The organism is Pseudomonas gregormendelii, from assembly GCF_017114825.1.
GTDB classification, from domain to species: domain Bacteria; phylum Pseudomonadota; class Gammaproteobacteria; order Pseudomonadales; family Pseudomonadaceae; genus Aquipseudomonas; species Aquipseudomonas gregormendelii.
The window spans coordinates 56,916-82,718 of record NZ_JADEVO010000024.1 but is presented as its reverse complement, the minus strand read 5'-3'; the positions used below and the strand labels follow the sequence as shown (position 1 = coordinate 82,718).

At 61.8% G+C, this 25,803-nt stretch carries 25 protein-coding genes; 6 read left to right on the top strand and 19 right to left on the bottom strand.

Annotated elements, in window-relative coordinates; all coding sequences use genetic code 11:
* Positions 1 to 7: 7 nt before the first annotated feature.
* The gene (locus tag IMW75_RS17270; RefSeq protein ID WP_045060285.1) at positions 8 to 745 is read right to left on the bottom strand and encodes a substrate-binding periplasmic protein; all 738 of its coding nucleotides are present in this window, start codon (positions 743 to 745) and stop codon (positions 8 to 10) included.
* A 142-nt stretch (positions 746 to 887) separates the two neighbouring features.
* Between IMW75_RS17270 and dnaX the strand changes: the two genes are divergently transcribed.
* From dnaX to IMW75_RS17245, 5 genes are all read left to right on the top strand, one after another.
* Positions 888 to 2,963 carry a DNA polymerase III subunit gamma/tau gene (dnaX, locus tag IMW75_RS17265; RefSeq protein ID WP_205893301.1) on the top strand — a complete coding sequence of 692 codons (2,076 nt, stop codon included), beginning with the start codon at positions 888 to 890 and terminating at the stop codon, positions 2,961 to 2,963.
* A 66-nt stretch (positions 2,964 to 3,029) separates the two neighbouring features.
* On the top strand, positions 3,030 to 3,368 hold the full coding sequence (locus IMW75_RS17260) for a YbaB/EbfC family nucleoid-associated protein (protein WP_028621409.1): 339 nt from the start codon (positions 3,030 to 3,032) through the stop codon (positions 3,366 to 3,368).
* A 306-nt stretch (positions 3,369 to 3,674) separates the two neighbouring features.
* Positions 3,675 to 4,709: an NADP-dependent oxidoreductase gene (locus IMW75_RS17255; protein ID WP_045060283.1), complete on the top strand. Its 1,035-nt coding sequence runs from the start codon at positions 3,675 to 3,677 to the stop codon at positions 4,707 to 4,709.
* 65 nt (positions 4,710 to 4,774) lie between these two features.
* Complete coding sequence (gene recR, locus IMW75_RS17250; protein ID WP_045060282.1) at positions 4,775 to 5,377, top strand: recombination mediator RecR; 603 nt, start codon at positions 4,775 to 4,777, stop codon at positions 5,375 to 5,377.
* Between the two features lie 282 nt (positions 5,378 to 5,659).
* Complete coding sequence (locus tag IMW75_RS17245) at positions 5,660 to 6,808, top strand: acyl-CoA dehydrogenase family protein (protein WP_045060281.1); 1,149 nt, start codon at positions 5,660 to 5,662, stop codon at positions 6,806 to 6,808.
* A gap of 134 nt (positions 6,809 to 6,942) precedes the next feature.
* Here the strand turns inward: IMW75_RS17245 and IMW75_RS17240 are convergent, their stop codons facing one another.
* From IMW75_RS17240 to ccoN (IMW75_RS17165), 16 genes are all read right to left on the bottom strand, one after another.
* On the bottom strand, positions 6,943 to 7,491 hold the full coding sequence (locus IMW75_RS17240) for an adenine phosphoribosyltransferase (protein ID WP_045060280.1): 549 nt from the start codon (positions 7,489 to 7,491) through the stop codon (positions 6,943 to 6,945).
* A gap of 79 nt (positions 7,492 to 7,570) precedes the next feature.
* A complete protein-coding gene (gene fnr, locus IMW75_RS17235; protein ID WP_045060279.1) occupies positions 7,571 to 8,305 on the bottom strand; it encodes a fumarate/nitrate reduction transcriptional regulator Fnr in 735 nt (244 codons plus the stop codon).
* 93 nt (positions 8,306 to 8,398) lie between these two features.
* Entirely contained in the window at positions 8,399 to 9,781 is a 1,383-nt protein-coding gene (gene hemN / locus IMW75_RS17230) for an oxygen-independent coproporphyrinogen III oxidase (protein ID WP_045060299.1), read from the bottom strand.
* Positions 9,782 to 9,984: 203 nt separating this feature from the next.
* Positions 9,985 to 10,668, bottom strand: a complete 684-nt coding sequence (locus IMW75_RS17225; protein ID WP_205893300.1) for a sulfite exporter TauE/SafE family protein — start codon at positions 10,666 to 10,668, stop codon at positions 9,985 to 9,987.
* Positions 10,661 to 10,879: a cbb3-type cytochrome oxidase assembly protein CcoS gene (gene ccoS, locus IMW75_RS17220; protein ID WP_045060277.1), complete on the bottom strand. Its 219-nt coding sequence runs from the start codon at positions 10,877 to 10,879 to the stop codon at positions 10,661 to 10,663. The genes IMW75_RS17225 and ccoS overlap by 8 nt, the downstream gene beginning before the upstream one ends.
* A gap of 24 nt (positions 10,880 to 10,903) precedes the next feature.
* Entirely contained in the window at positions 10,904 to 13,354 is a 2,451-nt protein-coding gene (locus tag IMW75_RS17215; protein WP_205893299.1) for a heavy metal translocating P-type ATPase, read from the bottom strand.
* A gap of 263 nt (positions 13,355 to 13,617) precedes the next feature.
* Complete coding sequence (locus tag IMW75_RS17210) at positions 13,618 to 14,157, bottom strand: FixH family protein (RefSeq protein ID WP_045060275.1); 540 nt, start codon at positions 14,155 to 14,157, stop codon at positions 13,618 to 13,620.
* A gap of 11 nt (positions 14,158 to 14,168) precedes the next feature.
* Positions 14,169 to 15,584: a cytochrome c oxidase accessory protein CcoG gene (gene ccoG / locus IMW75_RS17205; protein WP_205893298.1), complete on the bottom strand. Its 1,416-nt coding sequence runs from the start codon at positions 15,582 to 15,584 to the stop codon at positions 14,169 to 14,171.
* Between the two features lie 512 nt (positions 15,585 to 16,096).
* Positions 16,097 to 17,080 carry a cytochrome-c oxidase, cbb3-type subunit III gene (gene ccoP, locus IMW75_RS17200; protein WP_205893297.1) on the bottom strand — a complete coding sequence of 328 codons (984 nt, stop codon included), beginning with the start codon at positions 17,078 to 17,080 and terminating at the stop codon, positions 16,097 to 16,099.
* On the bottom strand, positions 17,077 to 17,262 hold the full coding sequence (locus IMW75_RS17195) for a CcoQ/FixQ family Cbb3-type cytochrome c oxidase assembly chaperone (RefSeq protein WP_003175465.1): 186 nt from the start codon (positions 17,260 to 17,262) through the stop codon (positions 17,077 to 17,079). The genes ccoP (IMW75_RS17200) and IMW75_RS17195 overlap by 4 nt, the downstream gene beginning before the upstream one ends.
* Before the next feature lie 5 nt (positions 17,263 to 17,267).
* On the bottom strand, positions 17,268 to 17,876 hold the full coding sequence (gene ccoO, locus IMW75_RS17190; protein WP_009042961.1) for a cytochrome-c oxidase, cbb3-type subunit II: 609 nt from the start codon (positions 17,874 to 17,876) through the stop codon (positions 17,268 to 17,270).
* Complete coding sequence (gene ccoN / locus IMW75_RS17185) at positions 17,876 to 19,318, bottom strand: cytochrome-c oxidase, cbb3-type subunit I (protein WP_045057422.1); 1,443 nt, start codon at positions 19,316 to 19,318, stop codon at positions 17,876 to 17,878. The genes ccoO (IMW75_RS17190) and ccoN (IMW75_RS17185) overlap by 1 nt, the downstream gene beginning before the upstream one ends.
* Positions 19,319 to 19,800: 482 nt before the next feature.
* Positions 19,801 to 20,754 (bottom strand): cytochrome-c oxidase, cbb3-type subunit III, encoded by a 954-nt coding sequence (gene ccoP, locus IMW75_RS17180; RefSeq protein ID WP_045057423.1) that lies wholly within the window; start codon positions 20,752 to 20,754, stop codon positions 19,801 to 19,803.
* A complete protein-coding gene (locus IMW75_RS17175; protein WP_045057424.1) occupies positions 20,751 to 20,951 on the bottom strand; it encodes a cbb3-type cytochrome oxidase subunit 3 in 201 nt (66 codons plus the stop codon). The genes ccoP (IMW75_RS17180) and IMW75_RS17175 overlap by 4 nt, the downstream gene beginning before the upstream one ends.
* Positions 20,952 to 21,560: a cytochrome-c oxidase, cbb3-type subunit II gene (gene ccoO, locus IMW75_RS17170; RefSeq protein ID WP_045057425.1), complete on the bottom strand. Its 609-nt coding sequence runs from the start codon at positions 21,558 to 21,560 to the stop codon at positions 20,952 to 20,954. It lies immediately after the preceding gene.
* 10 nt (positions 21,561 to 21,570) lie between these two features.
* Positions 21,571 to 22,995: a cytochrome-c oxidase, cbb3-type subunit I gene (gene ccoN / locus IMW75_RS17165; protein ID WP_205893296.1), complete on the bottom strand. Its 1,425-nt coding sequence runs from the start codon at positions 22,993 to 22,995 to the stop codon at positions 21,571 to 21,573.
* A 96-nt stretch (positions 22,996 to 23,091) separates the two neighbouring features.
* Between ccoN (IMW75_RS17165) and IMW75_RS17160 the strand changes: the two genes are divergently transcribed.
* On the top strand, positions 23,092 to 23,769 hold the full coding sequence (locus tag IMW75_RS17160) for an alpha/beta family hydrolase (protein WP_205893295.1): 678 nt from the start codon (positions 23,092 to 23,094) through the stop codon (positions 23,767 to 23,769).
* 153 nt (positions 23,770 to 23,922) lie between these two features.
* Here the strand turns inward: IMW75_RS17160 and IMW75_RS17155 are convergent, their stop codons facing one another.
* Entirely contained in the window at positions 23,923 to 25,488 is a 1,566-nt protein-coding gene (locus IMW75_RS17155) for a methyl-accepting chemotaxis protein (protein WP_205893294.1), read from the bottom strand.
* A gap of 23 nt (positions 25,489 to 25,511) precedes the next feature.
* Positions 25,512 to 25,733, bottom strand: coding sequence for a hypothetical protein (locus IMW75_RS17150; protein WP_205893293.1), 222 nt, complete (start codon positions 25,731 to 25,733; stop codon positions 25,512 to 25,514).
* Between the last annotated feature and the right edge of the window lie 70 nt (positions 25,734 to 25,803).

The following is a 25,803-nucleotide window of genomic DNA, read 5'->3' as shown; positions in this document are numbered from 1 at the left end:
TCGCGCCCTAGGGCTTGCCGATATACAGCCGAATGATGTCATCGATCTCCCCGGACATTTTCATGCGCAGCAAGGTGCGCAGGATGCGTTGCACTGGCACCTTGGGGTCATTGCGTACATAACACCCCACCCGCTGCTCCTGCAGCACAGCAACACTTTGCAATTGTTGCTCGGGCAGCAAGCGCTGGTTGAACCAGTCCATCGTCCACTGGTTGCTCACTGCGTAGCGATAGCGTCCTGCCAGCAGTTTTTCCAGTACCTGTTCCTGGTTGCGCGCGTCTTCGCGGTCGAGCTTGTCGGCGTCGAACAGCGGTTGCAGGGTCGGGTAGGTGTAGCCGCGCACCGTGCCGATCGACTGGCGCGGCAGGTGGGCCGGGTCGGCGGAGGTCAGCGGGTCAGGGCGGCTCAGCAGCACATCGGGCTGAACCCACAGCGGAATGCTCCAGATGTAGTCGCCGGACTGATTGGGCAGCCAGGACTGCGCGGCATAACAGCGCACATCGATTTCGCCATGCTCCATGGCGCTCTGCACCCGCGCCCGGGGCAGTACGTGAAATTCCGCAGGCACGCCCACCTGGGTCGCCAGGCTGAGCATCACGTCATACAGGATGCCCTGTGTCGGGCGACCGCGCTCAAACTGCACCATCGGCATGGTCCAGCTGTCGGGCACCACGAAGCGCAACGGCGCGTCTGCAGCCGCGCCGGTCAAGCTCACGAACAACAATGCCCCCAAGGCCAACCGCATAAAAGCTCCGGTACGTCTGAAACCTGAGCCGTTGAAAGCCCCCTCCGTGCATCTTAGCCAGATTAGACGAGGCATCGGATGCAATTTTGGCCTTGCTCCGCTAGCATTAGCCGCTTGTGTTCCTTCGTGGCGACGGTTTTCGATGAGTTATCAGGTTCTTGCACGTAAATGGCGTCCGCGCTCGTTCCGCGAAATGGTCGGCCAGACCCATGTGCTCAAGGCTCTGATCAATGCCTTGGACAGCCAGCGGCTGCATCACGCCTACCTGTTCACCGGCACGCGCGGGGTCGGCAAGACCACCATCGCGCGGATCATTGCCAAGTGCCTGAACTGTGAAACGGGCATCACCTCCACGCCCTGCGGCGAGTGTTCGGTGTGCCGGGAGATCGATGAGGGGCGCTTCGTCGACCTGATCGAGATCGACGCCGCGAGCCGGACCAAGGTCGAGGACACCCGCGAACTGCTCGACAACGTGCAATACGCCCCGAGCCGTGGGCGCTTCAAGGTCTACCTGATCGACGAAGTGCACATGCTCTCCAGCCATTCCTTCAATGCGCTGCTCAAAACCCTCGAAGAACCGCCGCCCTACGTCAAGTTCATCCTGGCCACCACTGATCCGCAGAAACTCCCTGCAACGATTCTTTCGCGGTGCCTGCAGTTCTCCCTGAAGAACATGACGCCCGAGCGCGTGGTCGAGCACCTGACCCATGTACTGGGTGTCGAGAACGTGCCGTTCGAAGACGATGCCCTGTGGTTGCTGGGTCGCGCCGCCGACGGTTCGATGCGCGATGCCATGAGCCTCACCGACCAGGCCATTGCCTTCGGTGAGGGCAAGGTGATGGCCGCCGACGTGCGAGCGATGCTCGGCACACTCGATCACGGCCAGGTCTACGACGTGCTGCATGCGCTGATCGAAGGCGATGCCCGGGCGCTGCTCGAAGGCGTGCGTCACCTGGCGGAGCAAGGCCCGGACTGGAATGGCGTGCTCTCGGAAATTCTCAACGTATTGCACCGTGTCGCCATCGCCCAGGCGCTGCCTGAGGGTGTCGACAATGGCCATGGCGACCGCGATCGGGTGCTGGCCCTGGCCCAGGCGCTGCCGGCCGAAGACGTGCAGTTCTATTACCAGATGGGCCTGATCGGGCGCCGTGACCTGCCGCTGGCACCGGACCCGCGAGGCGGGTTCGAAATGGTTCTGTTGCGCATGCTTGCGTTCAGGCCGGCCGATACGGCGGACGCCCCGAGGCAGCCGCTAAAGCCAGTGGGGATCAGCCAGGCCACAGTTGATTCCGCAAACTCAGTGGCTGCCGCGCCGGTTGTTGCGCCGGTAGTCGCTACGGCAGTTGCGCCTGTTGTTGCTGCACCCGTTGTTGCTCCAGCACCCGTTCCAGCGCCTGAGCCAGTTGCGCCGGTTGCGCCGCCAGAGCCAGTGGTGGAGGCGGTCGCCATCGAGGAGGTGGTCGACCTGCCATGGAACGACCCGGTCGAGCCCGAGGCCGTGCTGCAGCCCGCCGTCGAGCCGATGCTCGAGACCGCTGGCGAGCAGCCCGAATTGCCACCGATGCCGCTGCCCACGCCAGACAGCGTGGTGCCGGATGCGCCGGAGTGGGCCGCCGCGCCTATTCCGGAGCCGTCCGTGGCAGAAGTCGATGCCGCCACCCCGGGCACTGACCTGGACGACGAGCCGCCGCTGGACGAGGATTACATCGAGCCGGACATCGACTCGGCCTACAGCTACCTGGATGAGTTGGCCAGCGAACACGCTGCCGAGCCTGCGCCCGAGCCAGAACCCGAGCCGGCTGCCATGCCCGCCACCGGCCTGGCCTTGCAATGGCTGGAGCTGTTCCCGAAACTGCCGATCTCCGGCATGACCGGGAGCATCGCTGCCAATTGCACGCTGATTTCCGTCGAAGGCGACAACTGGTTGATGCACCTGGACCCGGCCCACAGCGCCCTGTTCAACGCCACCCAGCAGCGTCGCCTCAACGACGCGCTGAACCAGTACCACGGGCGCACGCTGACCCTGAGCATGGAGCTGATCAAGCCCGAACAGGAAACCCCGGCCCAGGCCGCGTCCCGGCGTCGGGTGAACCGTCAGCGCGAGGCGGAGGAGTCGATCCATGGTGATCCGTTCATCCAGCAAATGATGCAGCAGTTCGGAGCGGTGATCCGTAACGATACTATTGAACCTGTCGAAGCCCTGGCCAGTCAGGGCTAATAACTGAAGGCGTTTGGCCACACGTGCCGGGCGCCGTTTTAATCCAAGTACTTTGAGGTGATTCCCATGATGAAAGGTGGCATGGCCGGCCTGATGAAGCAGGCACAGCAGATGCAAGAAAAAATGGCCAAGATGCAGGAAGAACTGGCCAACGCCGAAGTCACCGGTAAGGCCGGCGGCGATATGGTCACCGTGGTGATGACCGGTCGTCACGACGTCAAGCGCGTGAGCATCGACCCAAGCATGGTTGAAGGCCTGAGCGAAGATGATCGCGAGATGCTCGAAGCCGTATTCGCCGCCGCCGTCAACGACGCCGTGCGCAAGATCGAAGCCAACAGCCAGGACAAGATGTCCGGCATGACCGCTGGCATGCAATTGCCACCGGGTATGAAACTGCCATTCTGATTCGCCAAAGCGCGTCGGATGAGCTACAAAAAAATGCCAGGCGTTGAGCTTGGCATTTTTGTTTCTGCCGGTTGCTCATGCGCGACCGGCCCGCCGCCTTCGCGGGCAAGCCCGCTCCCACAGGGATTGAGGCGTGCTCCCGTTCATAGCGGGCAAGCCTTGCTCCCACAGGATAGAGGTAGTCCTGTGGGAGCGTGCTTGCCCGCGAAGCAGTCAACTCGGTCTACCTGACGAAACATCGAACGCCCCACCACCAAAAAGGTCTGCTCCCTATACCCCCCATTTAACGATCAAGGAGAAGCTCACATGCCAGATGCATTGACCCTCAACCAACGTATCGTCCTGGCCTCTCGCCCTGTGGGCGCGCCGACCCCAGAGAATTTTCGCCTGGAGCGCGAGGCATTGCCCGACCTGGCCGACGGTCAGATCCTGCTGCAGACCCTCTACCTGTCGCTGGACCCCTACATGCGCGGGCGCATGAGTGACGCACCTTCCTACGCAGCTCCGGTCGAAATCGACGAGGTCATGACCGGTGGCGCTGTGAGTCGAGTGGTGCGTTCGCTTAATCCGAAATTCCAGGAAGGCGATCTGGTGGTCGGCGCAACGGGCTGGCAGAGCCATAGCATCAGCGACGGGCGCAACGTCATCCCGGTGCCCTCCGGCCTCCCAAGCCCGTCGATGGCCCTGGGCGTGCTCGGCATGCCGGGCATGACCGCCTACATGGGCTTGATGGACATTGGCCAGCCACAGGCCGGCGAAACCCTGGTGGTCGCTGCTGCATCGGGCGCAGTGGGCTCGGTGGTCGGCCAGGTTGCGAAGATCAAGGGCCTGCGGGTGGTGGGTGTGGCAGGCGGCGCAGACAAGTGCCGGTACGTGGTCGAGGAACTGGGTTTTGACGCCTGCATCGATCACAAGAGCCCGAGTTTCGCCGAGGATCTGGCATTGGCGTGCCCCCAAGGTGTGGACATCTACTACGAAAACGTCGGCGGCAAAGTCTTCGATGCGGTATTGCCGCTGCTCAACGCCAAGGCGCGCATCCCTCTGTGCGGCCTGATCGCCGGCTACAACGCCCACGAAGCACCGACTGGTCCCGATCGCCTGCCGCAACTGCAGCGCACCCTGCTGACCAAGCGCGTGCGCATCCAGGGCTTTATCGTGTTCGATGACTACGGTGATCGCCAACCGGAGTTCATCAGCGCCATGGCGCCGTGGGTGCGCGATGGCAAGGTGAAGTTCCGCGAGGACGTGGTCGACGGCCTGGAGAATGCCCCTGAAGCTTTCATCGGCCTGCTCGAAGGGCGCAACTTCGGCAAACTGGTGGTGCGGGTCGCTCAGGACTGAGCAATTGACGCTAAAGAGAGGCGCGGGTATAAACCGCGTCTCGTTGATTTGTCGGACGTTTGCCCATGAGCTTCAGCCCTTTGATTCGCCAACTGATCGATGCCCTGCGAACCTTGCCGGGTGTTGGCCAGAAAACCGCACAGCGCATGGCGTTGCAGTTGCTCGAGCGTGATCGCAGCGGTGGCTCGCGCCTGGCATCGGCGCTGAGCCAGGCCATGGAAGGCGTCGGTCACTGCCGGTTGTGCCGCACGCTGACCGAGGACGACCTGTGCCCGCAGTGCGCCGACACTCGCCGCGATGACACCTTGCTGTGCGTGGTGGAAGGCCCGATGGATGTCTACGCCGTAGAGCAGACCGGGTTTCGCGGGCGTTACTTCGTGCTCAAGGGCCATCTGTCGCCCCTGGACGGCCTGGGGCCTGAGGCCATTGGCATTCCGCAACTGCTGGCACGGATTGAAGAGGCGGGCACCTTTACCGAGGTGATCCTGGCGACCAACCCGACGGTGGAAGGTGAAGCCACGGCGCACTACATCGCCCAGCTGCTCAACAACAAAGGCCTGATCGCCTCGCGCATCGCCCATGGCGTGCCCCTGGGTGGCGAGCTTGAGTTGGTGGATGGCGGGACGCTGGCGCATTCCTTCGCGGGGCGCAAGCCGATCGCTCTGTAACCTCCGTGATGACGCCAACGCGGGCAAGCTTTGCTCCCATACCGCACACGGCACCGAATATCTCCCACACCGCAAACGGCGCCGAATATCTCCCACATCGCCCATGGCGCCGAATATCTGTAGGAGCGAGCTTGCTCGCGATGAACCCGAGGGCGCCGCGGGGTATCAGATTTCCCGCGTCTTCGTTAACGACCATCGCGAGCGAGCTCGCTCCTACATGTTTTGGTTGAAAACCAAGCAAGCGCTCGGTTAACTTCACTGGACCTTCAGTGGAGTTCGCCGATGCCTGCCTTCCAGGAATACTTCGATCCCAGCCACCAATTGGTCCGCGACAGCGTCAGACGATTTGTCGAGCGTGAAATCCTGCCGGACATCGACCAATGGGAAGAAGCCGAAAGCTTTCCCCGTGAGCTCTATCTGAAGGCAGGCCAGGCCGGGATTCTGGGCATCGGTTACCCCGAAGCTTTCGGCGGCTCACACGAAGGTGATCTGTTCGCCAAGGTCGCCGCCAGTGAAGAGCTGATGCGCTGCGGCTCCGGTGGGCTGGTTGCCGGTCTGGGTTCCCTGGACATCGGCCTGCCGCCGATTCTGAAATGGGCCAGGCCAGAAGTCCGTGATCGCGTTGTGCCCCAGGTGCTCAGCGGCGAGAAGATCAGCGCCCTGGCGGTGACCGAACCGAGCGGCGGCTCGGACGTCGCCAACCTGCAAACCCGCGCCGTCCGCGAGGGCGATGTCTATCGGGTCAACGGCAGCAAAACCTACATCACCAGTGGCATTCGCGCAGACTTCTACACCGTCGCCGTGCGCACCGGTGACCCCGGCTTCGGCGGCGTCAGCCTGCTGCTGATCGAGAAAGGTACCCCCGGTTTTACCGTCGGCCGCCAGTTGAAGAAAATGGGCTGGTGGGCGTCGGACACCGCTGAACTGTTCTTCGATGATTGCCGTGTGCCTGCAGGCAATCTGATCGGCGGCGAAAACATGGGGTTCGCCTGCATCATGGGTAACTTCCAGAGCGAGCGCCTGGCCCTGGCCTTGATGGCCAACATGACCGCCCAGCTGGCGTTGGAGGAAAGCCTGAAATGGGCACGTCAGCGCGAGGCGTTCGGCAAGCCCATCGGCAAGTTCCAGGTGCTCAAGCACCGCCTGGCCGAGATGGCCACTGCACTGGAAGTCTCCCGGGAGTTCACTTATCGCCAGGCGGCGAAAATGGCGGCGGGGCAGAGTGTGATCAAGGAAATTTCCATGGCGAAGAATTTTGCCACTGATACGGCAGATCGTATTACGACCGACGCGGTGCAGATTCTCGGCGGGCTGGGGTATATGCGGGAGAGTTTGGTGGAGCGGCTGTATCGGGATAACCGGATCCTCTCGATCGGCGGAGGGACTCGGGAGGTGATGAACGAGATTATCAGCAAGCAGATGGGGCTTTGAGGTTGGCGGTATGGCGACTGACGCCATCGCTGGCAAGCCAGCTCCCACCAAGATCCTCTCCGTACACAAATCATGTGCATGACAGAGAACCCTGTGGGAGCGGGCTTGCCCGCGATGGCGTCGGAACGGGCGACTTACTTATCAGTCAACGCAAACTGCGTCAGGCAAAAAGTCGGTATCCCCATATCTTCCAGCTTCTGCGACCCACCCAGCTCCGGCAAATCAATAATCGCCGCCGCTTCATGCACCCGCGCGCCCATGCGCCGGATCAGGTTGGCCGCTGCAATCAACGTCCCGCCGGTGGCAATCAGGTCATCGAACATCACCACCGAGTCACCCTCGCACAGGCTGTCGGCATGCACTTCCAGGAAGGCCTCACCATATTCGGTGGCATAACCCTCGGCCAGCACATCAGCCGGCAACTTGCCTTGCTTGCGAAACAGCACCAACGGCTTGTTCAACTGATAGGCCAGCACCGAGCCGATCAGGAAGCCGCGAGCGTCCATTGCACCGATGTGCGTGAAGTCGGCTTCGACATAACGGTGGGCAAAGCTGTCCATCACCAGGCGCAGGGCCGTGGGCGATTGGAACAACGGGGTGATGTCGCGAAAGATCACGCCCGGCTTTGGAAAGTCGATCACGGGGCGGATCAGGGATTTGATGTCGAAGGAGTCGAAGACCATCGTCGAGGTGTCCTGGCAGGCTGCAAACGTCACAGTATAACGGCGGCTGAACCGTTGCGCTCAACCGCCTTTGCCGTGATCAGCCTTCCAGGGAACCGCCGGCCAGGGCGCACAGCTGAATCGGATCGAGGATATGGATTTCCTTGCCTTCAGCCGCAATCAGTTCGTTCTGCTGGAAGCGCGTGAACACCCGGGAGACGGTTTCCACCGCCAGGCCCAGGTAGTTGCCGATTTCATTGCGCGACATGCTCAGGCGGAACTGGTTGGCCGAGAAGCCCCGGGCGCGGAAGCGGGCCGAGAGGTTAACCAGGAACGTGGCGATGCGCTCGTCGGCGGTCTTCTTCGATAACAGCAGCATCATCTGCTGGTCGTCGCGGATCTCGCGGCTCATCACGCGCATCAGCTGGCGGCGCAATTGCGGTAATTGCACGGCCAGTTCGTCCAGGCGCTCGAACGGAATCTCGCACACCGAGGTGGTTTCCATGGCTTGCGCGGAAACCGGGTGCTTTTCAGTGTCCATGCCCGACAGGCCGACCAGTTCGCTCGGCAGGTGGAAGCCGGTCAGCTGCTCTTCGCCACCATCACTGAGGCTGAACGTCTTCAGGGCGCCGGAGCGTACTGCATAAACGGAATCGAATGTGTCGCCCTGGCGGAATAGAAACTCGCCCTTTTTCAGCGGGCGGCCACGTTTGACGATGTCGTCCAGCGCATCCATGTCTTCCAGATTCAGCGAAAGTGGAAGGCACAGCGGGGCCAGGCTGCAATCCTTGCAGTGGGCCTGACCATGAGCGCGCAGTTTGACTGGCTCGGACATTTCTTCAATCCTTGTGGGAAAAACACACATAAGACGTAAGGGTAACCCACCAGAGGACTATCCGACCAGCACGCGGCGATTTGACCCAGGTCATTAGATCACCTTGGAAAACCGCTCGCGATTTTGTTGTTCCAGATAACGGTCGAACACCATGCACACCGAGCGCACCAGCAATCGCCCGGCGGGCAGTACGGTGATGCGATCGTTGTCGAGCTCGATCAGGCCGTCCTTGGCCATCGTCTGCAATTGCGGCCACAGTTCGCCGAAGTAGCCGCGAAAATCGATGTTGAATGCCTGCTCGATCTCGGCGAACTCCAGGCTGAAGCGACAAATCAGCTGCTGGATCACCGCACGGCGCACCCGATCATCGGCATTGCACAGCAGGCCGCGGCTGGTCGCCAGCTGGGAAGTGGCGAGAGCGTTCTGGTAGAGATTCAGGTCGCTGCTGTTCTGGCAGTACAGATCGCCGATCTGGCTGATGGCAGAAACGCCCAGGCCAATCAGATCGCAGTGACCGTGGGTGGTGTAGCCCTGGAAATTGCGTTGCAGGGTTGATTCTTCCTGGGCGATCGCCAGCTCGTCGTCGGGCAGGGCGAAGTGGTCCATGCCGATGTAGCGGTACCCGGCGGCGGTCAGTTGTTCGATGGTGCGCTGCAGCATTTCCAGCTTCTGCGCCGGGGTCGGCAACTCGTTGCTGTTGATCCGCCGCTGGGGCATGAAGCGTTCTGGCAGGTGGGCGTAGTTGAACACCGACAGCCGGTCCGGTTGCAGCGCGATGACTTCCTCGACGGTGCGGGCAAAATTGTCCGGCGTTTGTCTTGGCAGGCCGTAGATCAGGTCGATGTTGATCGAGCGAAACTGCAGGGTGCGCGCGGCGTCGATCACTGCGCGGGTCTCCTCCAGGCTCTGCAGGCGATTGACCGCTCGCTGCACGGCAGGGTCCAGGTCTTGCAGGCCGATGCTGACGCGGTTGAACCCCAGTTCGCGCAGCAGGCCCATGGTTGACCAGTCGGCTTCACGCGGGTCGATCTCGATGCCGTAGTCGCCGGAGTCGTCGTCGAGCAAATTGAAATGCTTGCGCAGTTGCGCCATCAGTTGGCGCAGCTCGTCATGGCTGAGGAACGTCGGGGTACCGCCGCCGAAGTGCAGTTGCTCGACCTTTTGTGTCGGGTCGAGGTGGCAGGCGATCAGCTGGATCTCCTGTTCCAGGCGCTGCAAATAGGCGTGTGCGCGGCCGCGGTCCTTGGTGATGACCTTGTTGCAGGCGCAGTAATAGCAGATGTTCGCGCAGAACGGCACGTGCACATACAGCGACAACGGCCGCAGCGCCTTGCGGCTTTCGCGCAGGGCATGGAACAGGTCGAAGCTGCCGATAGTGGCGTCGAATTGCACGGCGGTCGGATAGGAGGTGTAGCGCGGTCCCGCCAGGTCATAACGGCGGATCAGATCGGTGTCCCAACGAATGGCGTCGAGCATCATGCGGGCATTCCCCCGGATAGGCTGGCAGTGTTGGCGAGTCTAGGGGGTGGGGCAATGGGGCATCTTGATTTGCATCAAGAATAGAGAGTTGTGTCGCCTGTGCAGGCCCCATCGCGGGCAAGCCCGCTCCCACAGGGTGTCGGTGTACGCAAAATGTGTGATCACCTGTAGGAGCTGCCGAAGGCTGCGATCTTTTGATCTTAATGCCCCATCAACCAATGCTGATGCGGCCCCGGCAGGGTCCACAGGCCGAACAATATCACCAGCAACCCCCCGGCCATGCGCACACTGCGCTTGCGCAATAACGCCGTGACGCGTTCAGCAGCCAGGCCGGTGGCCAGCAGCATCGGCCAGGTCCCCAGCCCAAAAGCAAGCATCAGCCATGCACTGTCCAACGCATTGCCCTGGCTCGCCGCCCACAGCAACGTGCTGTAGACCAGGCCACACGGCAACCAGCCCCAGAGGGCGCCCAGCAGCAAAGCCCGGGGCAGGCTGGAGACCGGCAGGAGTTTGTTGGCAACCGGCTGGATATGCCGCCACAGGCCGCGACCGAGGCTTTCAATGCGGGTCAGGCCGCTCCACCAGCCGGCCAGGTACAGGCCCATGGCGATCAGCAGCAACCCGGCAAGCACCCGCATGAACATCGCCGCCGGGCTGTTGGCCACCGCCCAGCCCGCCAGGCCGATCAGCAGTCCTGCGGTCGCATAACTGAGGATTCGCCCCAGGTTGTACGCCAATAGCAGCCTAAAGCGCCGGCTGCGTTGCTCCTTGGGGATCGCCAGGGTCAGGGCGCCCATCAGGCCGCCGCACATGCCCAGGCAATGACCGCCACCGAGCAGGCCCAGGATCACCGCAGACACCAGCAGGGGTGCCAGTTCAAGCATGGGGCGGGGCCTTGTCTTCAGGCTTGTCCACGTGACCGCTGGCCTCGTCGACTGCAGCCGTGTGCTTGGGGTCTTGGTCGTCGAACAGAATGCTGTGGGCCGGGCCGTCGAGGTCGTCGTACTGGCCGCTGTCCACGGCCCAGAAGAAAATGTAGATCGCAATGCCCACGATCAGCAGCGCGGCCGGGATCATCACGTATAAGGCTGGCATGGGTTCACTCCATGCCCGCGCGGCTCAGGCCGGCAGCGGGCGGGTTTGTGGCGTGGCGCTGATGGCCGGCGCGCTCGGCAGGCGAGTCAGGCGCAGGGCATTGAGCACCACGGTCAACGAACTGATGGACATGCCGACCGCCGCCCACACCGGGGTGATCCAGCCGAGGGCAGCGAAGGGCAACATGAGGCCATTGTACAACCCGGCCCACAATAGATTCTCGATGATCACCCGTCGGGTCCGCCGCGCCAGGCTGAACGCCTGCACCAGCGCGTCCAGGCGGTTGGAGAGCAGCACGGCGTCGGCGCTGGTTTTCGCCAGGTCAGTGGCCGAACCCATGGCGACACTGATGTCGGCGGCGGCCAGCACCGGTACGTCGTTGACCCCGTCGCCGAGCATCAGCACCTTGCGCCCTTCGCGGTGCAGCTGCTGCAGCACCTGGAGTTTGTCATCCGGGCGCAGGCCGCCCCGGGCTTCATCGATGCCCAGCTCGGCGGCAACGCTGGCGACCATGGGTGAACTGTCGCCGGACAGCAGTAGCGTGCGCCAGCCCCGGGCTTTGCACGCCGCCAACAGCGCCGGCGCATCGGCGCGCAGGCGGTCGTCGAGGACAAACCAGGCCAGGGGGCCATGCGCGTCGCCAAGCAGTAACCACTGGCCAGGCTCATCAGGCATCGCCGGCACTGCTGCGCCACTTAGTTCGCAGACAAAACCCGGCTGGCCAATGCGCAGACGCTGCTCGCCGACCAGGCCTTCAAGCCCCAGCCCCGGCGTGCTGTGCACTTCCTCGGCGGCCAGCGGCGCGCGACCAAACGCCCGCGCAATTGGATGTTCGGAACGGTTCTCCAGCGCCGCCGCCAGGCCCAGGCACTGGTCACTGTCGAGCGCACCGAGGGGGCGGATCGAACGCAGCGCCAGGCGCCCTTCGGTGAGGGTGCCGGTCTTGTCGAAAATCACCGTGTCGATTTGATTCAGGCCTTCCAGCACATGCCCGCGAGTCAGCAGCAGGCCCAGCTTGTGCAAGGTGCCGGTGGCCGCCGTGAGCGCCGTCGGCGTCGCCAGGGACAAGGCGCACGGGCAGGTCGCCACGAGCATGGCCAGCACGATCCAGAAGGCCCGCGAGGAGTCCAGCTCCCACCACACCAGCCCAATCACGGCGGCAGCGATCAGCGACAACAGCAAAAACCACTGGGCGGCACGGTCGGCGATTTCCGCCAGGCGCGGTTTTTCCGCCTGGGCGCGGTCCAGCAGGCGGACGATAGCCGACAGGCGCGTGTCCTGGCCGAGTGCCAGGACTTCAACGGTCAGCGCGCCCTCGACGTTCAGTGTTCCTGCGGTGACCGCATCGCCCAGGGTGCGCGGTTGCGGCAGGTACTCGCCGGTGAGCAGGGACTCGTCGACGCTGGACTGGCCGTCGAGAATCCTGCCATCGGCCGGCAGGATAGCGCCGGGATGCACCAGCACCTGATCGCCCAGCCGCAATTCGCTGAGCAGGATGCGCTCGCTCTGGCCGTCCGCACCCAGGCGCAGGCACGAGGCAGGCAACAGGTTGACCAGTTGCGCGGTGGCGGCGGCCGTGCGCTCCCGGGCGCGGCGTTCCAGGTAGCGTCCGGCCAGCAGGAACAGGGCGAACATGCCCACCGCATCGAAATACAGTTCGCCGACGCCAGTGATCGATGTCCAGATCCCGGCCAGGTAGGCGCTGCCGATGGCCAGCGAGACCGAGACGTCCATGGTCAGGTGGCGGGTGCGCAGGTCGCGCATGGCACCTTTGAAGAATGGCGCACAGCTGTAGAACACGATCGGCGTGGTCAGAAACAGCGCAACCCAGCGCAGGATGGTGTGCAGCTCGGGGCTGAGGTCGATGTTGAATTCGGGCCAGGTGGCCATGGTCGCCATCATCGCCTGGAACCACAGCAGGCCGGCCACGCCGAGTTGGCGCAGCGCCAGGCGGTTTTCGCTGGCCAGTTGTTCACTGGCGCGGTCGGCCTGATAGGGGTGTGCGGCGTAGCCGATGTGGCGTAATTCGCCGAGCACCTGGCTCAGCGGCAACTGCGCATCGGCCCAGCGTACATGCAGGCGATGGTTCGACAGATTGAGCCGGGCCTCGGCGACGCCAGGCAGGGCGCGCAGGTGTTTTTCGATCAGCCAGCCGCAGGCCGCGCAGCTGATGCCTTCCATCAGCAAGGTGGTTTCGGCCAGCTCGCCCTCGTGACGCACGAACGGCGCCTGCACGTCAGCGCGGTCGTACAGCGCCAGTTCGTCCACCAGTTGCACCGGCAAGGCTTCGGGGTTGGCCGATGCTTCGCTGCGATGCTGGTAATAACTTTCCAGACCCCCGGCCACAATGGCTTCGGCCACGGCCTGGCAACCCGGGCAGCAGAACTCGCGGGTTTGCCCGAGCACAATGGCGGTGAAGCGGCTGCCGCCCGGGACGGGGAGGGCGCAGTGGTAGCAGGGGGTTGGTGTGGTCATGAGGGCAATCTAAATCTTCCGGGAGCTGCTGAGAACCCTGTAGGAGCGAGCTTGCTGGCGAAAAACGAATGAGCGCCGTGGAGTATCAGGTTCCCATCGTTATCGTTGACGTCCATCGCGAGCGAGCTCGCTCCTACAGGGGAGGCTGTAGGAGCGAGCTTGCTCGCGAAGAACGAATGAGCGCCGCGGGGTATCAGGCTCCCAGCGTTATCGTTGACGTCCATCGCGAGCGAGCTCGCTCCTACAGGGGCGCGCGCAGGCTTTTATTTCTTCAGGTCTTCCGCACCCTGCAGCGGCTCGTCGCCCAGCAGCAGGTCCTTGTCATGGCTGACCTGTTCTTCTTCGAACATGCGCCAAGTCTTGTCGTTTTCAACGCCCAGCAGCTCGACAAACCGACGCCCTTCAACCTTGTCGTTCACCTGGCCAATGTAGCGGCCGGCCTCGGTGTCGCTGTGGGTCAGGGTGATCTTGCGGTCCTTTTCCGGCTGAGTCGGCGAGATCAGGTTCAGTTCCAGGGTTTTTGGCTGGCTGTCGCCGGTCAGGTGCAGGTCGACTTCGCCCGTCATCCCGTCCAGGTGCACGCTGGCGCGCAGTTTCAGGGTCTGCGCCAGCAGCTCGCGATCAAGCGAACGGTTGATGCCCTTGCCGGCCTCGTAGTAGTTGTCGTTGACCAGGTTGTCCGGGTTGTTCACCGCAATGGTCACCATCGACAGGGTCAGGGTCACCGAGCAGGCCAGGATGGCGATGATGATCCACGGCCAGAGGTGCTTGTACCAGGGGCTCGTCGTGTTTGCTGCAGGCATGTTCACTTCTCTCAACGAATTTGTGGGCCGATGAATCGGCTCTTGGCTTCAACGTGGACGCTGTCGTCATCGGCATCCTTGAGGATGAATTTCACCTCGTTGGTACTCGATGGCAATTGCTCCGGCGCGCTGGACAGTTCCACCGGCTGGCTGAAAATTTCCCCGGCAGCGACCTTGATCTCACGCTTGCCTTGCAGCCTGAGGTCCGGCAGGCCGGTGGCTTCAAGCAGGTAGGTGTGGTCACGCTGGTCCTTGTTCATGATCTTCAGGCTGTACACGTTTTCGATCCGCCCTTCGGCGTTCTCGCGGTACAGGACGCGGTCCTTGCTGACGTCGAAACCCACCAGCGAACGCATGAAGAAGGCCGCCATCAGCAAGCCGATCATCGCCAGCAGCACCACGGCATAGCCAATCAGGCGCGGGCGCAGCTTATTGGTTTTCTGGCCGGACAGGTTGTGCTCGGTGGTGTAGCTGATCAGGCCGCGCGGGTAATCCATCTTGTCCATGATGCTGTCGCAGGCATCGATGCACGCGGCGCAGCCGATGCATTCGATCTGCAGGCCGTCGCGGATGTCGATGCCGGTGGGGCACACCTGGACGCACATGGTGCAGTCGATGCAGTCGCCCAGGCCCAGGGCCTTGTAGTCGACGCCTTTCTTGCGCGGGCCACGGCTTTCACCCCGGCGCGGGTCGTAGGAGACGATCAGCGTGTCCTTGTCGAACATCACACTCTGGAAACGCGCATACGGGCACATGTAGATGCACACTTGCTCGCGCAACCAGCCGGCGTTTCCGTAGGTGGCCAGGGTGAAGAACCCGACCCAGAAATACGACCAGCCATCCGCCTGGCCGGTGAAGAAGTCGATGGTCAGCTCGCGGATCGGCGAGAAATACCCGACAAAAGTCATGCCGGTGACAAAACCGATCAACAGCCACAGCGAGTGCTTGCTGAGCTTGCGCAGCAGCTTGTTGGCGCTCATCGGCGCCTTGTCGAGCTTGATGCGCTGGTTGCGGTCGCCTTCGGTGACCTTCTCGCACCACATGAAAATCCAGGTCCAGACGCTTTGCGGGCAGGTATAGCCGCACCAGACTCGCCCGGCGTACACGGTGATGAAGAACAGGCCGAAGGCGCTGACGATCAGGATCCCGGACAGCAGGATGAAATCCTGAGGCCAGAACGTGGCGCCGAAGATGAAGAACTTACGCTCCGGCAGGTTCCACCAGACTGCCTGGTGCCCGCCCCAGTTGAGCCATACCGTGCCGAAATACAGCAGGAACAGCAGCGCGCCGCCCATCATCCGCAGGTTGCGGAACAGGCCGGTGAAAGCCCGGGTGTAGATCTTTTCTCGAGAGGCGTAGAGGTCGACGCTGTTATTCGCGTTCTTGGTGGGTGGCGTGACGTCGTGTACCGGTATCTGGTTGCTCATCATTGCATCCCACGGCAGTGGAAAAATGCCCCGGTCAGTACATGCCGACCGCGGTCAAAAAGAGGTGTTGCAGTGGCGCAATGATACGCCTGTAGCTCTAGTCCGAGGGTGCGACCTTTGGTCACGTTGGGAGAATTTATCCGATAGTGTAATGACTTGAATCAATTGACTTTTGAATGATGGCCGGTTTTCGCAGCGCCAGGGCCCTCCCATGACCGTAAATTCAATCCCCGTAGGAGCTGCCGAAGGCTCGGGCCGCGATCGGACGATCTTTTGATCTTGCCGCTCCCGTAGGAGCTGCCGAAGGCTGCGATCTTTTGATCTTGCCCTTAAATAAAAGCGCAGATCAAAAGATCGCAGCCTTCGGCAGCTCCTACAAGTAGGGCATTAAGCGGATCCAAAGATCGCAGCCTTCGGCAGCTCCTACAGGTGAAGCGTTAAGCGAGCATAGGCCATAAACAAAACGGCCCCGCCAATTCACATGGGCGGGGCCGTTGTTGTTACATCAAAGGTTACTGGGCATCTTCCGTCGGAGCTTTCTCACCGTGAGACAAGCTGTAGACGTAAGCGGCCAGCAGGTGAACCTTGTCGTTGCCTTGCAGCTGTTCCTGGGCAGGCATCTGGCCCTGGCGGCCGTAACGGATGGTCTGCTGCAGTTGGGCGAAGCTCGAACCGTAGATGAACGCGCCCGGGTGGGTCAGGTCAGGTGCACCCATTGCCGGGGTACCTTTACCCGCCGGACCGTGGCACGCCACGCAGTTGGCCGCGAACAACTTCTGCCCGGCAGCCGGGTCAGCCTTGGCGCCTTCCGGCAGCTTGCGGCCATCGAGGTTGGTCAGCACGTAGGCAGCCACGTCCGCCACGCCTTGCTCGCCAATCACTTCAGCCCACGCCGGCATCACCGCGTGACGACCGCCCATGATGGTGGTCTTGATGGTTTCGGGCTCGCCGCCCCAGCGCCAGTCGGCGTCGGTCAGGTTCGGGAAGCCGTAGGCGCCCTTGGCGTCGGAACCGTGGCACACCGAGCAGTTGGAGGCGAACAGACGGCCACCCATTTTCAGTGCTTGCGGATCCTTGGCCACTTCTTCGATTGGCATGGAAGCGAACTTGGCGAAGATCGGGCCGAAACGCGCGTCCGACTTGGCCATTTCCTTTTCCCACTCGTGCACGCCGGTCCAGCCGGTCTGGCCGTTGGCGAACGTGGTCTGCTTTTCGTTATCCAGGTAGTTGTAACCTGGCAGCAGGCCTTTCCAGTTGCCCAGGCCCGGGTAGAGCACCAGGTAGCCGAGGGCGAAGATGATGGTGCCCACGAACAGCATGAACCACCATTTCGGCAGCGGGTTGTCGTACTCCTCGATCCCGTCGAAGGAGTGTCCAACCGTTTCTTCCGTCTGCTCGGCGCGCTGGCCCTTGCGGGTGGACAGCAGCAGCCAGGTCAGGGCGAAGATGGTGCCCAGACTGAGGACTGTGACGTACAGACTCCAGAACGTAGTCATTCTTTGTTACTCCTAGAAGCTTGCTCGACGTGCTTGATGGCTTCGGGATCATCCGCGAAAGGCAGCAAGGTAGCGTCTTCAAACTCCGACTTGCGCTTCGGGCTGAACACCCACAGCGCCAGACCGATGAAGGCCACCATCACGACAACGGTGCCCAGGCCACGAATCATCCCGATATCCATCTAAATCACCGTTTGCTTTTGATGATGGTGCCCAGGCCTTGCAGATAGGCCACCAGCGCGTCCATTTCGGTTTTGCCCTTCACAGCATCCTTGGCACCGGCGATGTCTTCGTCGGTGTAAGGGACGCCGAGCGTGCGCAAGACTTCCATTTTCTTGGCGGTGTCTTTGCCGTCGAGCTTGTTTTCCACGAGGAACGGGTAGGCCGGCATTTTCGACTCGGGCACTACGTTGCGCGGGTTGTACAAATGCGCACGCTGCCAGTCATCGGAGTAACGACCGCCAACACGGGCCAGGTCCGGGCCGGTACGCTTGGAACCCCACAGGAACGGGTGGTCCCAGACGCTTTCACCGGCGACCGAGTAGTGGCCGTAGCGTTCGGTTTCAGCACGGAACGGGCGGATCATCTGCGAGTGGCAGCCGACACAACCGTTGGCGATGTACACGTCGCGGCCTTCCAGTTCAAGGGCGGTACGCGGCTTCATGCCTTCTACCGGCTTGTTGGTGACGTCCTGGAAAAACAGCGGAACGATCTGGGTCAAGCCGCCGATACTGACGGCGATAACCATGAAGAAGGCCAGCAGGCCAATATTCTTCTCGACTGCTTCATGCTTCATCAGTGAGCTCCAACTACAGCAATCTGTTCGGCAGCTTCGGCTTCAGCCGGGTTCGAGGCACGTACGGTACGCCATACGTTGTAGGCCATGAACAGCATGCCGCTGGCGAAGAACGCACCGCCCAGGGCGCGAACGATGAAGCCCGGGTGGCTGGCTTGCAGCGCTTCGACGAAGGAATAGGTGAGGGTGCCGTCGTCGTTGATTGCACGCCACATCAGGCCCTGGGTGATGCCGTTGACCCACATCGAGGCGATGTAGAGCACGGTACCGATGGTCGCGAGCCAGAAGTGCGCGTTGATCAGGCCGATGCTGTGCATCTGCACACGACCGAACAGTTTCGGGATCATGTGGTAGATCGCGCCGATCGAAATCATCGCCACCCAGCCCAATGCACCGGCGTGTACGTGGCCGATGGTCCAGTCGGTGTAGTGCGACAGCGAGTTCACGGTCTTGATGGCCATCATCGGGCCTTCGAAGGTCGACATGCCGTAGAACGCCAGGGAGACCACCAGGAACCGCAGGATCGGGTCGGTGCGCAGCTTATGCCAGGCGCCCGACAGGGTCATCATGCCGTTGATCATGCCGCCCCAGCTCGGAGCCAGCAGGATGATCGACATCGCCATGCCCAGGGACTGAGCCCAGTCCGGCAGAGCGGTGTAGTGCAGGTGGTGCGGGCCGGCCCAGATGTACAGGGTGATCAGCGCCCAGAAGTGCACGATGGACAGGCGATAGGAGTAGATCGGACGCTCGGCCTGCTTCGGAACGAAGTAGTACATCATCCCCAGGAAGCCGGTGGTCAGGAAGAAGCCCACCGCGTTGTGACCGTACCACCACTGGATCATCGCATCCGTTGCACCGGCGTAGGCCGAGTAGGACTTGAAGAAGCTGACCGGCAGGGAAGCGTGGTTGACGATGTGCAGCATCGCCGTCACGACGATGAAGGCACCGTAGAACCAGTTGCCCACATAGATGTGCTTGGTCTTGCGCTTGGTGATGGTGCCGAAGAACACCAGACCGTAGGTGACCCAGACGATGGCCAGCAGAATAGCCAAAGGCCATTCCAGCTCAGCGTATTCCTTGGTGGTGGTGTAACCCAGCGGCAAGGTAACGATGGCGCCGACGATCACCGCTTGCCAACCCCAGAAGGTGAAGGCGGCGAGGCTGTCGGAAATCAGTCGCGTTTGGCAGGTTCGCTGCACGACGTAATAAGAAGTGGCAAACAGTGCACAACCACCGAAGGCGAAAATCACCAGGTTGGTGTGCAACGGGCGAAGGCGTCCAAAGCTCGTCCATGGCAGACCGAAGTTTAATTCCGGCCATACCAGTTGCGAGGCGATGAAGACACCAAGCCCCATGCCAAGGATCCCCCAGACCACCGTCATGATGGCGAACTGGCGGACTACCTTATAGTTATAAGCAGTCGGACTGATTGCTGTGCTCATTCTAAGGTTCCACGGTTTGGGTGTTTTATTAGGAGTAAAAATCGGCCGCAAGTATGTAGAAAGCGGGGGGTCATTGCAACGCGCCATGACCTGGGTCAATGCTTTCAAAAGCTGATTCTGCGGCCTTTCCATGCGCCGCGTAAGGACAAAATTGCCCATGGACAAAATGTCGCAGCAGACGAAAGAGCCGAGGGGGTCAGGTCAGATGTAACGGGGTGTGTTCAAACACAACGATCAGGTGACAGGAGGCGATTTGCGCGACAGCCGGTATCTACCAGCCTTTGCGGCCTGTCATCGAGCACATTCGTCGAACGCATCGCGTCGGGTCGACCTGGAACCGGCTCATGCCAGTCCGCATCTGGGCAAGCTTAGACCCGAATTCGGGGAACCGAAAGGCGTACTAAGGAAGGGTGCGACACTTGGTCGCAAAGGAGCAGGGAACTGCCGCATGCAGGCGAATGCGGCAGTAGAGCGGTCGAGAGCTATTCGCGTTTGCCTTCAGCCTGCAAACGATCGGTATTCAAACCGTGGGACAGGCTGTACACATAAGCCGCCAACAGTTGCACCTTATCGTTGCCCAGCAGCTCATTCTGCGCCGGCATGTGACCCTGGCGACCATGACGAATCGTTTGCTCGAGCTGCGTCAGGCTGGTGCCGTAGATAAAGCCGGCCGGGTGCGTCAGGTTCGGCGCGCCCATGGCCTCGGTGCCCTGGCCATTCGCGCCGTGACAGGCCGTGCAGGTGGTGCTGAACGCTTGCTGGCCGGCTTGCAGGTCGGCCTTGGTATCCGCTGGCAACGGCAGCCCTGCCAAGTCGTGACGCACGTAGGCGGCCACGTTCTTCACGCCGGCTTCACCGAGGATTTCGCCCCAGGCCGGCATCGCCGCCATGCGACCGCCCATGATCGTGGTCTTGATCATCTCGGCATCGCCGCCCCAGCGCCAGTTGCTGTCGGCGAGGTTGGGGAAGCCGAACGCGCCCTTGGCATCCGAGCCGTGGCACACCGAGCAATTGGAGGCGAACAGGCGGCCACCCATCTTCAGCGCTTGCGGGTCATTAGCCACTTCTTCCACGGGCATCGACGCGAATTTGGCGTAGATCGGCCCAAACTTCGCGTCAGCCTTGTTCATCTCCCTTTCCCACTCGTGCACGCCGGTCCAGCCATCTTCATAGCCGGGCAGGATGCCTTTCCAGTTGCCCAGGCCCGGGTACAGCACCAGGTAACCGACGGCAAACACCAACGTGCCGGCGAACAGCATGAACCACCACTGCGGCAACGGGTTGTCGTACTCCTCGATGCCGTCGAAGCTGTGGCCCATGGTCTGGTCGACGCTGCCCTTGGTCTCGCCCTTGCGGGTGCCGATCAGCAGCCAGGTCAGGCCGATCAGGCTGCCGATGGTCAGTACGCAGATCCACGTACTCCAGAAAGTGGTCATGACCGGGTACTCCTTGTTGTTGCAGGTTCTGGGGGGCTGTCAGGTTGCGGCTCGTCGGCGAACGGCAGCAGGCGCGCTTCGGCGAATTCCGGATTGCGCTTGGTGTTGAACACCCACAGCGTCAGGCCGACGAAGGCCACGAACACCACGACCGTGCCCAGGCCGCGGATCATTCCAGTGCTCATCTCAAACATCACTCACCTCTTGCTCTTGATGGCAGTGCCGAGCACTTGCAGGTAAGAAACCAGGGCGTCCATCTCGGTCTTGCCCTTGAGGCTGGCCACCGCGCCGCTGACGTCGTCATCGGTGTACGGCACGCCGAGGGTGCGCATGGTGCGGATCTTGGTTTCGGTATGGCTGCTGTCCACCGCCTGCGTGACCAGCCATGGGTAGGCCGGCATCTTCGACTCGGGCACCACGTTGCGCGGGTTGTACAAGTGCGCGCGATGCCAGTCATCCGAGTAGCGGGCGCCGACCCGGGCCAAATCCGGCCCGGTACGCTTGGAGCCCCACAGGAACGGGTGATCCCACACGCTCTCGCCGGCCACCGAGTAGTGCCCGTAGCGTTCGGTTTCGGCGCGGAACGGCCGGATCATCTGCGAATGGCAACCCACGCAACCTTCCCGAATGTAGATGTCGCGCCCTTCCAGCTGCAGCGCGGTGTAGGGCTTCATGCCCTCCACCGGCTTGTTGGTCACGTCCTGGAAGAACAGCGGCACGATCTGGGTCAGGCCGCCGATACTCACGGCCAGCACCATCAACAGCATGAGCAGGCCGACGTTTTTCTCGATTGTTTCGTGTTTCATCGCGGACTCCTCAGGCGATCTGCGCGGCAGTGGCGACGTCGGCAGGCTGCGAGGCCCGTACGGTGCGCCAGGTGTTGTAAGCCATCAGGAACATGCCGCTCAGGAAGATCGCGCCGCCTACCAGGCGCACGACGAAGCCTGGGTGGCTGGCCACCAGGGTTTCGACGAAGGAGTAGGTCAGCGTGCCGTCTTCGTTGATCGCGCGCCACATCAGGCCCTGGGCAATGCCGTTGACCCACATGGAGGCGATGTACAGCACGGTGCCGATGGTCGCGAGCCAGAAGTGCGCGTTGATCAGGCCGATGCTGTGCATCTGCGCACGACCGAAGATTCTCGGGATCATGTGATACAGCGCGCCGATGGAAATCATCGCCACCCAGCCGAGTGCACCGGCGTGTACGTGGCCAATGGTCCAGTCGGTGTAGTGGGAGAGGGCGTTGACGGTCTTGATCGCCATCATCGGACCTTCAAAGGTCGACATGCCGTAGAACGCCAGCGAGACCACCAGGAAGCGCAGGATCGGATCGCTGCGCAACTTATGCCAGGCGCCCGACAGGGTCATCATGCCGTTGATCATCCCGCCCCAGCTTGGAGCCAGCAGAATCAGCGACATCACCATGCCCAGCGACTGCGCCCAGTCCGGCAGCGCGGTGTAGTGCAAGTGGTGCGGACCTGCCCAGATGTACAGGGTGATCAGCGCCCAGAAGTGAACGATCGACAGGCGATAGGAATACACCGGCCGCTCGGCCTGCTTGGGCACGAAGTAATACATCATGCCGAGGAAGCCGGCCGTGAGGAAAAAGCCCACGGCGTTGTGGCCGTACCACCACTGCACCATCGCATCGGTCGCACCGGCATACACCGAATAGGACTTGGTGAAACTCACCGGCAGCTCAAGGTTGTTAACGATGTGCAGAATCGCCACGGTGATGATGAACGCACCGAAGAACCAGTTGCCCACGTAGATGTGCTTGGTCTTGCGCTGCATGATCGTGCCGAAGAACACCACGGCGTAGGCGACCCAGACGATGGTGATCAGAATGTCGATCGGCCATTCCAGCTCGGCGTACTCCTTGGAACTGGTGTAACCCAGCGGCAGGCTGATCGCCGCCAGCAGGATCACCACTTGCCAGCCCCAGAAACAGAACGCGGCAATTTTTGGCGCAAACAACTGCGTCTGGCAGGTGCGTTGCACCGAATAAAACGAACTGGCGAACAGGGCGCAACCGCCGAAGGCGAAGATCACCGCGTTGGTGTGCAAAGGGCGCAGGCGCCCGAAGCTGGTCCACGGCAAATCGAAGTTAAGCTCGGGCCACACCAATTGGGCTGCGAGAAAAACCCCGAGCCCCATGCCGACGATGCCCCACACCACCGTCATAATGGCGAATTGGCGGACCACCTTGTAGTTGTAGGCGGTACTGATAGAAGTGTTCATGGTTCCCCATCCACGGTTCAGCCGAAGTGAGCACGCGTGCGACAAGGCAGCGCGTCCTTCGCCTGGAGTTATAGGCAGACTAAAAGCGAGGCAAGCATGGACAAAGAGCACAAGGCCAGTATTGACGGGGATCAATGGGCGCGGTGTGTGCAGGATCACGGATGGTTATGGGATGCCGCTGTAGGGCCGGCATCTGCGACGTTGATCCTCGCCCATGGCGCCGGTGCGCCGATGGACAGCGACTGGATGAACGACATGGCTGCGCGCCTTGCTGTACTTGGGGTCAACGTGCTGCGCTTCGAGTTTCCCTACATGGCGCAGCGGCGTATCGACGGCGGCAAACGCCCACCGAATCCGGCGCCGAAACTGCTGGAATGCTGGCGGGAGGTGTATGCCGTGGTGCGACGCCATGTCGCCGGGAAACTGGCCATTGGCGGCAAGTCCATGGGCGGGCGGATGGCCAGTTTGCTGGCGGATGAACTGGGCGCGGATGCGCTGGTGTGCCTGGGGTATCCGTTCTACGCAGTGGGCAAGCCGGAGAAACCGCGGGTGGAACACCTGGCCGGCTTGAAGACCCGTACGCTGATTGTGCAGGGCGAGCGGGATGCGCTGGGCAATCGGGAGGCTGTCGAAGGGTACAAGTTGTCACCGGGCATCGAGTTGTTCTGGCTGGTGGCGGGGGATCATGACCTCAAACCGCTGAAGGCTTCGGGGCATACCCACGAACAGCATCTGGCCGCTGCGGCGCAGAAGGTTGCCAGCTTCCTTCAGTGACATCTGCGGTGGCTGTAAGGGCCTCATCGCGGGCAAGCCCGCTCCCACAGGTTTTGTGCAGCAACAAAAAACCCGGAAGCTACCCGGGTTTCTGCTCATACACGCCCCCGTAGGAGCTGCCGAAGGCTGCGATCTTTTGACCTTGACCTTACCCTAGCGATTAAACCTCTCAACCAACGAATACTGTGTACTCGCCGTCTTGGTCAGCTCTTCACTCAACAACGCCGAATGCTGCGCCTGCTCCGACGTCTGATCCGCCAGCTGCGAAATATTGCTGATATTGCGACTGATCTCCTCAGCCACAGCACTCTGTTCCTCAGTCGCCGCCGCAATCTGCGTCGTCATATCAGTAATATTGGCCACCGCCTCACTGATCCCCACCAACGCCTGATCCGCCTCCAGCACCCGCGCCACACCTTCCTCAGCCTGACGATGCCCGGCTTCCATGGTCTGCACGGCGGTACTGGCCGTCTGCTGCAGCTTGGCGATCAGCGCATGAATCTGCCCGGTGGACTCGCTGGTCCGCTGCGCCAGTTGCCGCACCTCATCCGCCACCACCGCAAACCCACGACCCATCTCACCGGCACGGGCCGCTTCGATGGCCGCGTTCAACGCCAGCAGGTTGGTCTGGTCCGCGATACCCTTGATCACGTCCACCACACCACCGATCTCGTCACTGTCCTTGGCAAGCTGAGTCACCGTCATCCCGGTTTCCCCAACCACCACCGACAGGCGCTGAATGGCGTCACGGGTTTCCCCGGCAATGGTACGACCACGCCCCGTCAGGCGATTAGCTTCCTGGGTGGCATCTGCCGTGCGCTGCACATGGCTCGCCACTTCCTGGGTCGTCGCCGCCATCTGGTTCACCGCTGTCGCCACCTGCTCGGTCTCAACCCGCTGACGCTCAAGGCCAGTCGAACTGTTGTGCGCCAGGGTGTCGGACTGCCTGGCCTGATCGGTCAGATGCTCGGCCGTGTCCTGCAAACGGGTCAGGCAGGTCTTCAGGCGCGCTTCCTGACTCAGAATCGACATCTCCAACCGCGCCTGTGCGCCACGGCTGTCGGTGTACATCTGCGCAATCAACGGGTCGGACGTGGTCTGCTCGGCCAAACGCAACAAGCGCTTCAACCCACGCTGCTGCCAGCTCAAGCCCATCAGGCCCAACGGCACCGAAAGCCCGGCGGCAAGGGCAAAGCCCCAGTGCGAAGTCAGCGTGGCGCCAATCATGAAACTCAACTGGCTCACCAGAATAAACGGCAACCAATCCTGCACAACCGGCAGCCACTTATCACTGGCAGGAACCGCCGACTTGCCCTGGTTAAGCCGCTGATACAACGCCTCGGCACGACGGATCTGCTCAGCAGTCGGCTTGACCCGCACCGACTCGTAACCGATCACCTGATTGCCTTCGAAGATCGGCGTCACATAGGCGTTAACCCAATAGTGATCACCGCTCTTGCAGCGATTCTTGACGATACCCATCCAGGGCTGACCCTGCTTGAGCGTGCCCCACATATGCGCGAACACCGCCGATGGCACGTCAGGATGACGAACCAGATTGTGCGGCGCACGGATCAGTTCCTCACGCGAAAACCCGCTGATCTCGACGAAGTAGTCGTTACAGTAGGAAATCACGCCCTTGGCATCGGTCGTGGAAATCAACCGCTGCTGAGCCGGGAAGGTCCGCTCGCGTTGAGTGATGGGCTGGTTATTACGCATGGCATATTCAATCCGTGAGGCTTTCACAGGGTTTCGGCGGCGCCAGCAATTTGTTGAATTTTTTTATTGCCCATCGCCCGCAAAGACGGCCTGACAGCCACCAGATCCCGCGAAATGAAACAAAGCCCCTTGTGGGAGCTGGCTTGCCAGCGAAGGCGGCCTGACAGCCAACCAGATCCGGCCGAATGAAACAGAGCCCCCGTAGGAGCTGCCGAAGGCTGCGATCTTTTGATCTTGATTTTCAAGGGCGAAGATCAAAAGATCGTCCGATCGCGGCCCGAGCCTGCGGCAGCTCCTACATTGACTTCATGATCA

Excerpts from the sequence above, each read along its gene's own strand:
- IMW75_RS17270 (WP_045060285.1), bottom strand. The coding sequence starts at position 745 with ATGCGGTTGGCCTTGGGGGCATTGTTGTTCGTGAGCTTGACCGGCGCG.
- dnaX (WP_205893301.1), top strand. The coding sequence starts at position 888 with ATGAGTTATCAGGTTCTTGCACGTAAATGGCGTCCGCGCTCGTTCCGC.
- IMW75_RS17260 (WP_028621409.1), top strand. The coding sequence starts at position 3,030 with ATGATGAAAGGTGGCATGGCCGGCCTGATGAAGCAGGCACAGCAGATG.
- IMW75_RS17255 (WP_045060283.1), top strand. The coding sequence starts at position 3,675 with ATGCCAGATGCATTGACCCTCAACCAACGTATCGTCCTGGCCTCTCGC.
- recR (WP_045060282.1), top strand. The coding sequence starts at position 4,775 with ATGAGCTTCAGCCCTTTGATTCGCCAACTGATCGATGCCCTGCGAACC.
- IMW75_RS17245 (WP_045060281.1), top strand. The coding sequence starts at position 5,660 with ATGCCTGCCTTCCAGGAATACTTCGATCCCAGCCACCAATTGGTCCGC.
- IMW75_RS17240 (WP_045060280.1), bottom strand. The coding sequence starts at position 7,491 with ATGGTCTTCGACTCCTTCGACATCAAATCCCTGATCCGCCCCGTGATC.
- fnr (WP_045060279.1), bottom strand. The coding sequence starts at position 8,305 with ATGTCCGAGCCAGTCAAACTGCGCGCTCATGGTCAGGCCCACTGCAAG.
- hemN (WP_045060299.1), bottom strand. The coding sequence starts at position 9,781 with ATGCTCGACGCCATTCGTTGGGACACCGATCTGATCCGCCGTTATGAC.
- IMW75_RS17225 (WP_205893300.1), bottom strand. The coding sequence starts at position 10,668 with ATGCTTGAACTGGCACCCCTGCTGGTGTCTGCGGTGATCCTGGGCCTG.
- ccoS (WP_045060277.1), bottom strand. The coding sequence starts at position 10,879 with ATGCCAGCCTTATACGTGATGATCCCGGCCGCGCTGCTGATCGTGGGC.
- IMW75_RS17215 (WP_205893299.1), bottom strand. The coding sequence starts at position 13,354 with ATGACCACACCAACCCCCTGCTACCACTGCGCCCTCCCCGTCCCGGGC.
- IMW75_RS17210 (WP_045060275.1), bottom strand. The coding sequence starts at position 14,157 with ATGCCTGCAGCAAACACGACGAGCCCCTGGTACAAGCACCTCTGGCCG.
- ccoG (WP_205893298.1), bottom strand. The coding sequence starts at position 15,584 with ATGAGCAACCAGATACCGGTACACGACGTCACGCCACCCACCAAGAAC.
- ccoP (WP_205893297.1), bottom strand. The coding sequence starts at position 17,080 with ATGACTACGTTCTGGAGTCTGTACGTCACAGTCCTCAGTCTGGGCACC.
- IMW75_RS17195 (WP_003175465.1), bottom strand. The coding sequence starts at position 17,262 with ATGGATATCGGGATGATTCGTGGCCTGGGCACCGTTGTCGTGATGGTG.
- ccoO (WP_009042961.1), bottom strand. The coding sequence starts at position 17,876 with ATGAAGCATGAAGCAGTCGAGAAGAATATTGGCCTGCTGGCCTTCTTC.
- ccoN (WP_045057422.1), bottom strand. The coding sequence starts at position 19,318 with ATGAGCACAGCAATCAGTCCGACTGCTTATAACTATAAGGTAGTCCGC.
- ccoP (WP_045057423.1), bottom strand. The coding sequence starts at position 20,754 with ATGACCACTTTCTGGAGTACGTGGATCTGCGTACTGACCATCGGCAGC.
- ccoO (WP_045057425.1), bottom strand. The coding sequence starts at position 21,560 with ATGAAACACGAAACAATCGAGAAAAACGTCGGCCTGCTCATGCTGTTG.
- ccoN (WP_205893296.1), bottom strand. The coding sequence starts at position 22,995 with ATGAACACTTCTATCAGTACCGCCTACAACTACAAGGTGGTCCGCCAA.
- IMW75_RS17160 (WP_205893295.1), top strand. The coding sequence starts at position 23,092 with ATGGACAAAGAGCACAAGGCCAGTATTGACGGGGATCAATGGGCGCGG.
- IMW75_RS17155 (WP_205893294.1), bottom strand. The coding sequence starts at position 25,488 with ATGCGTAATAACCAGCCCATCACTCAACGCGAGCGGACCTTCCCGGCT.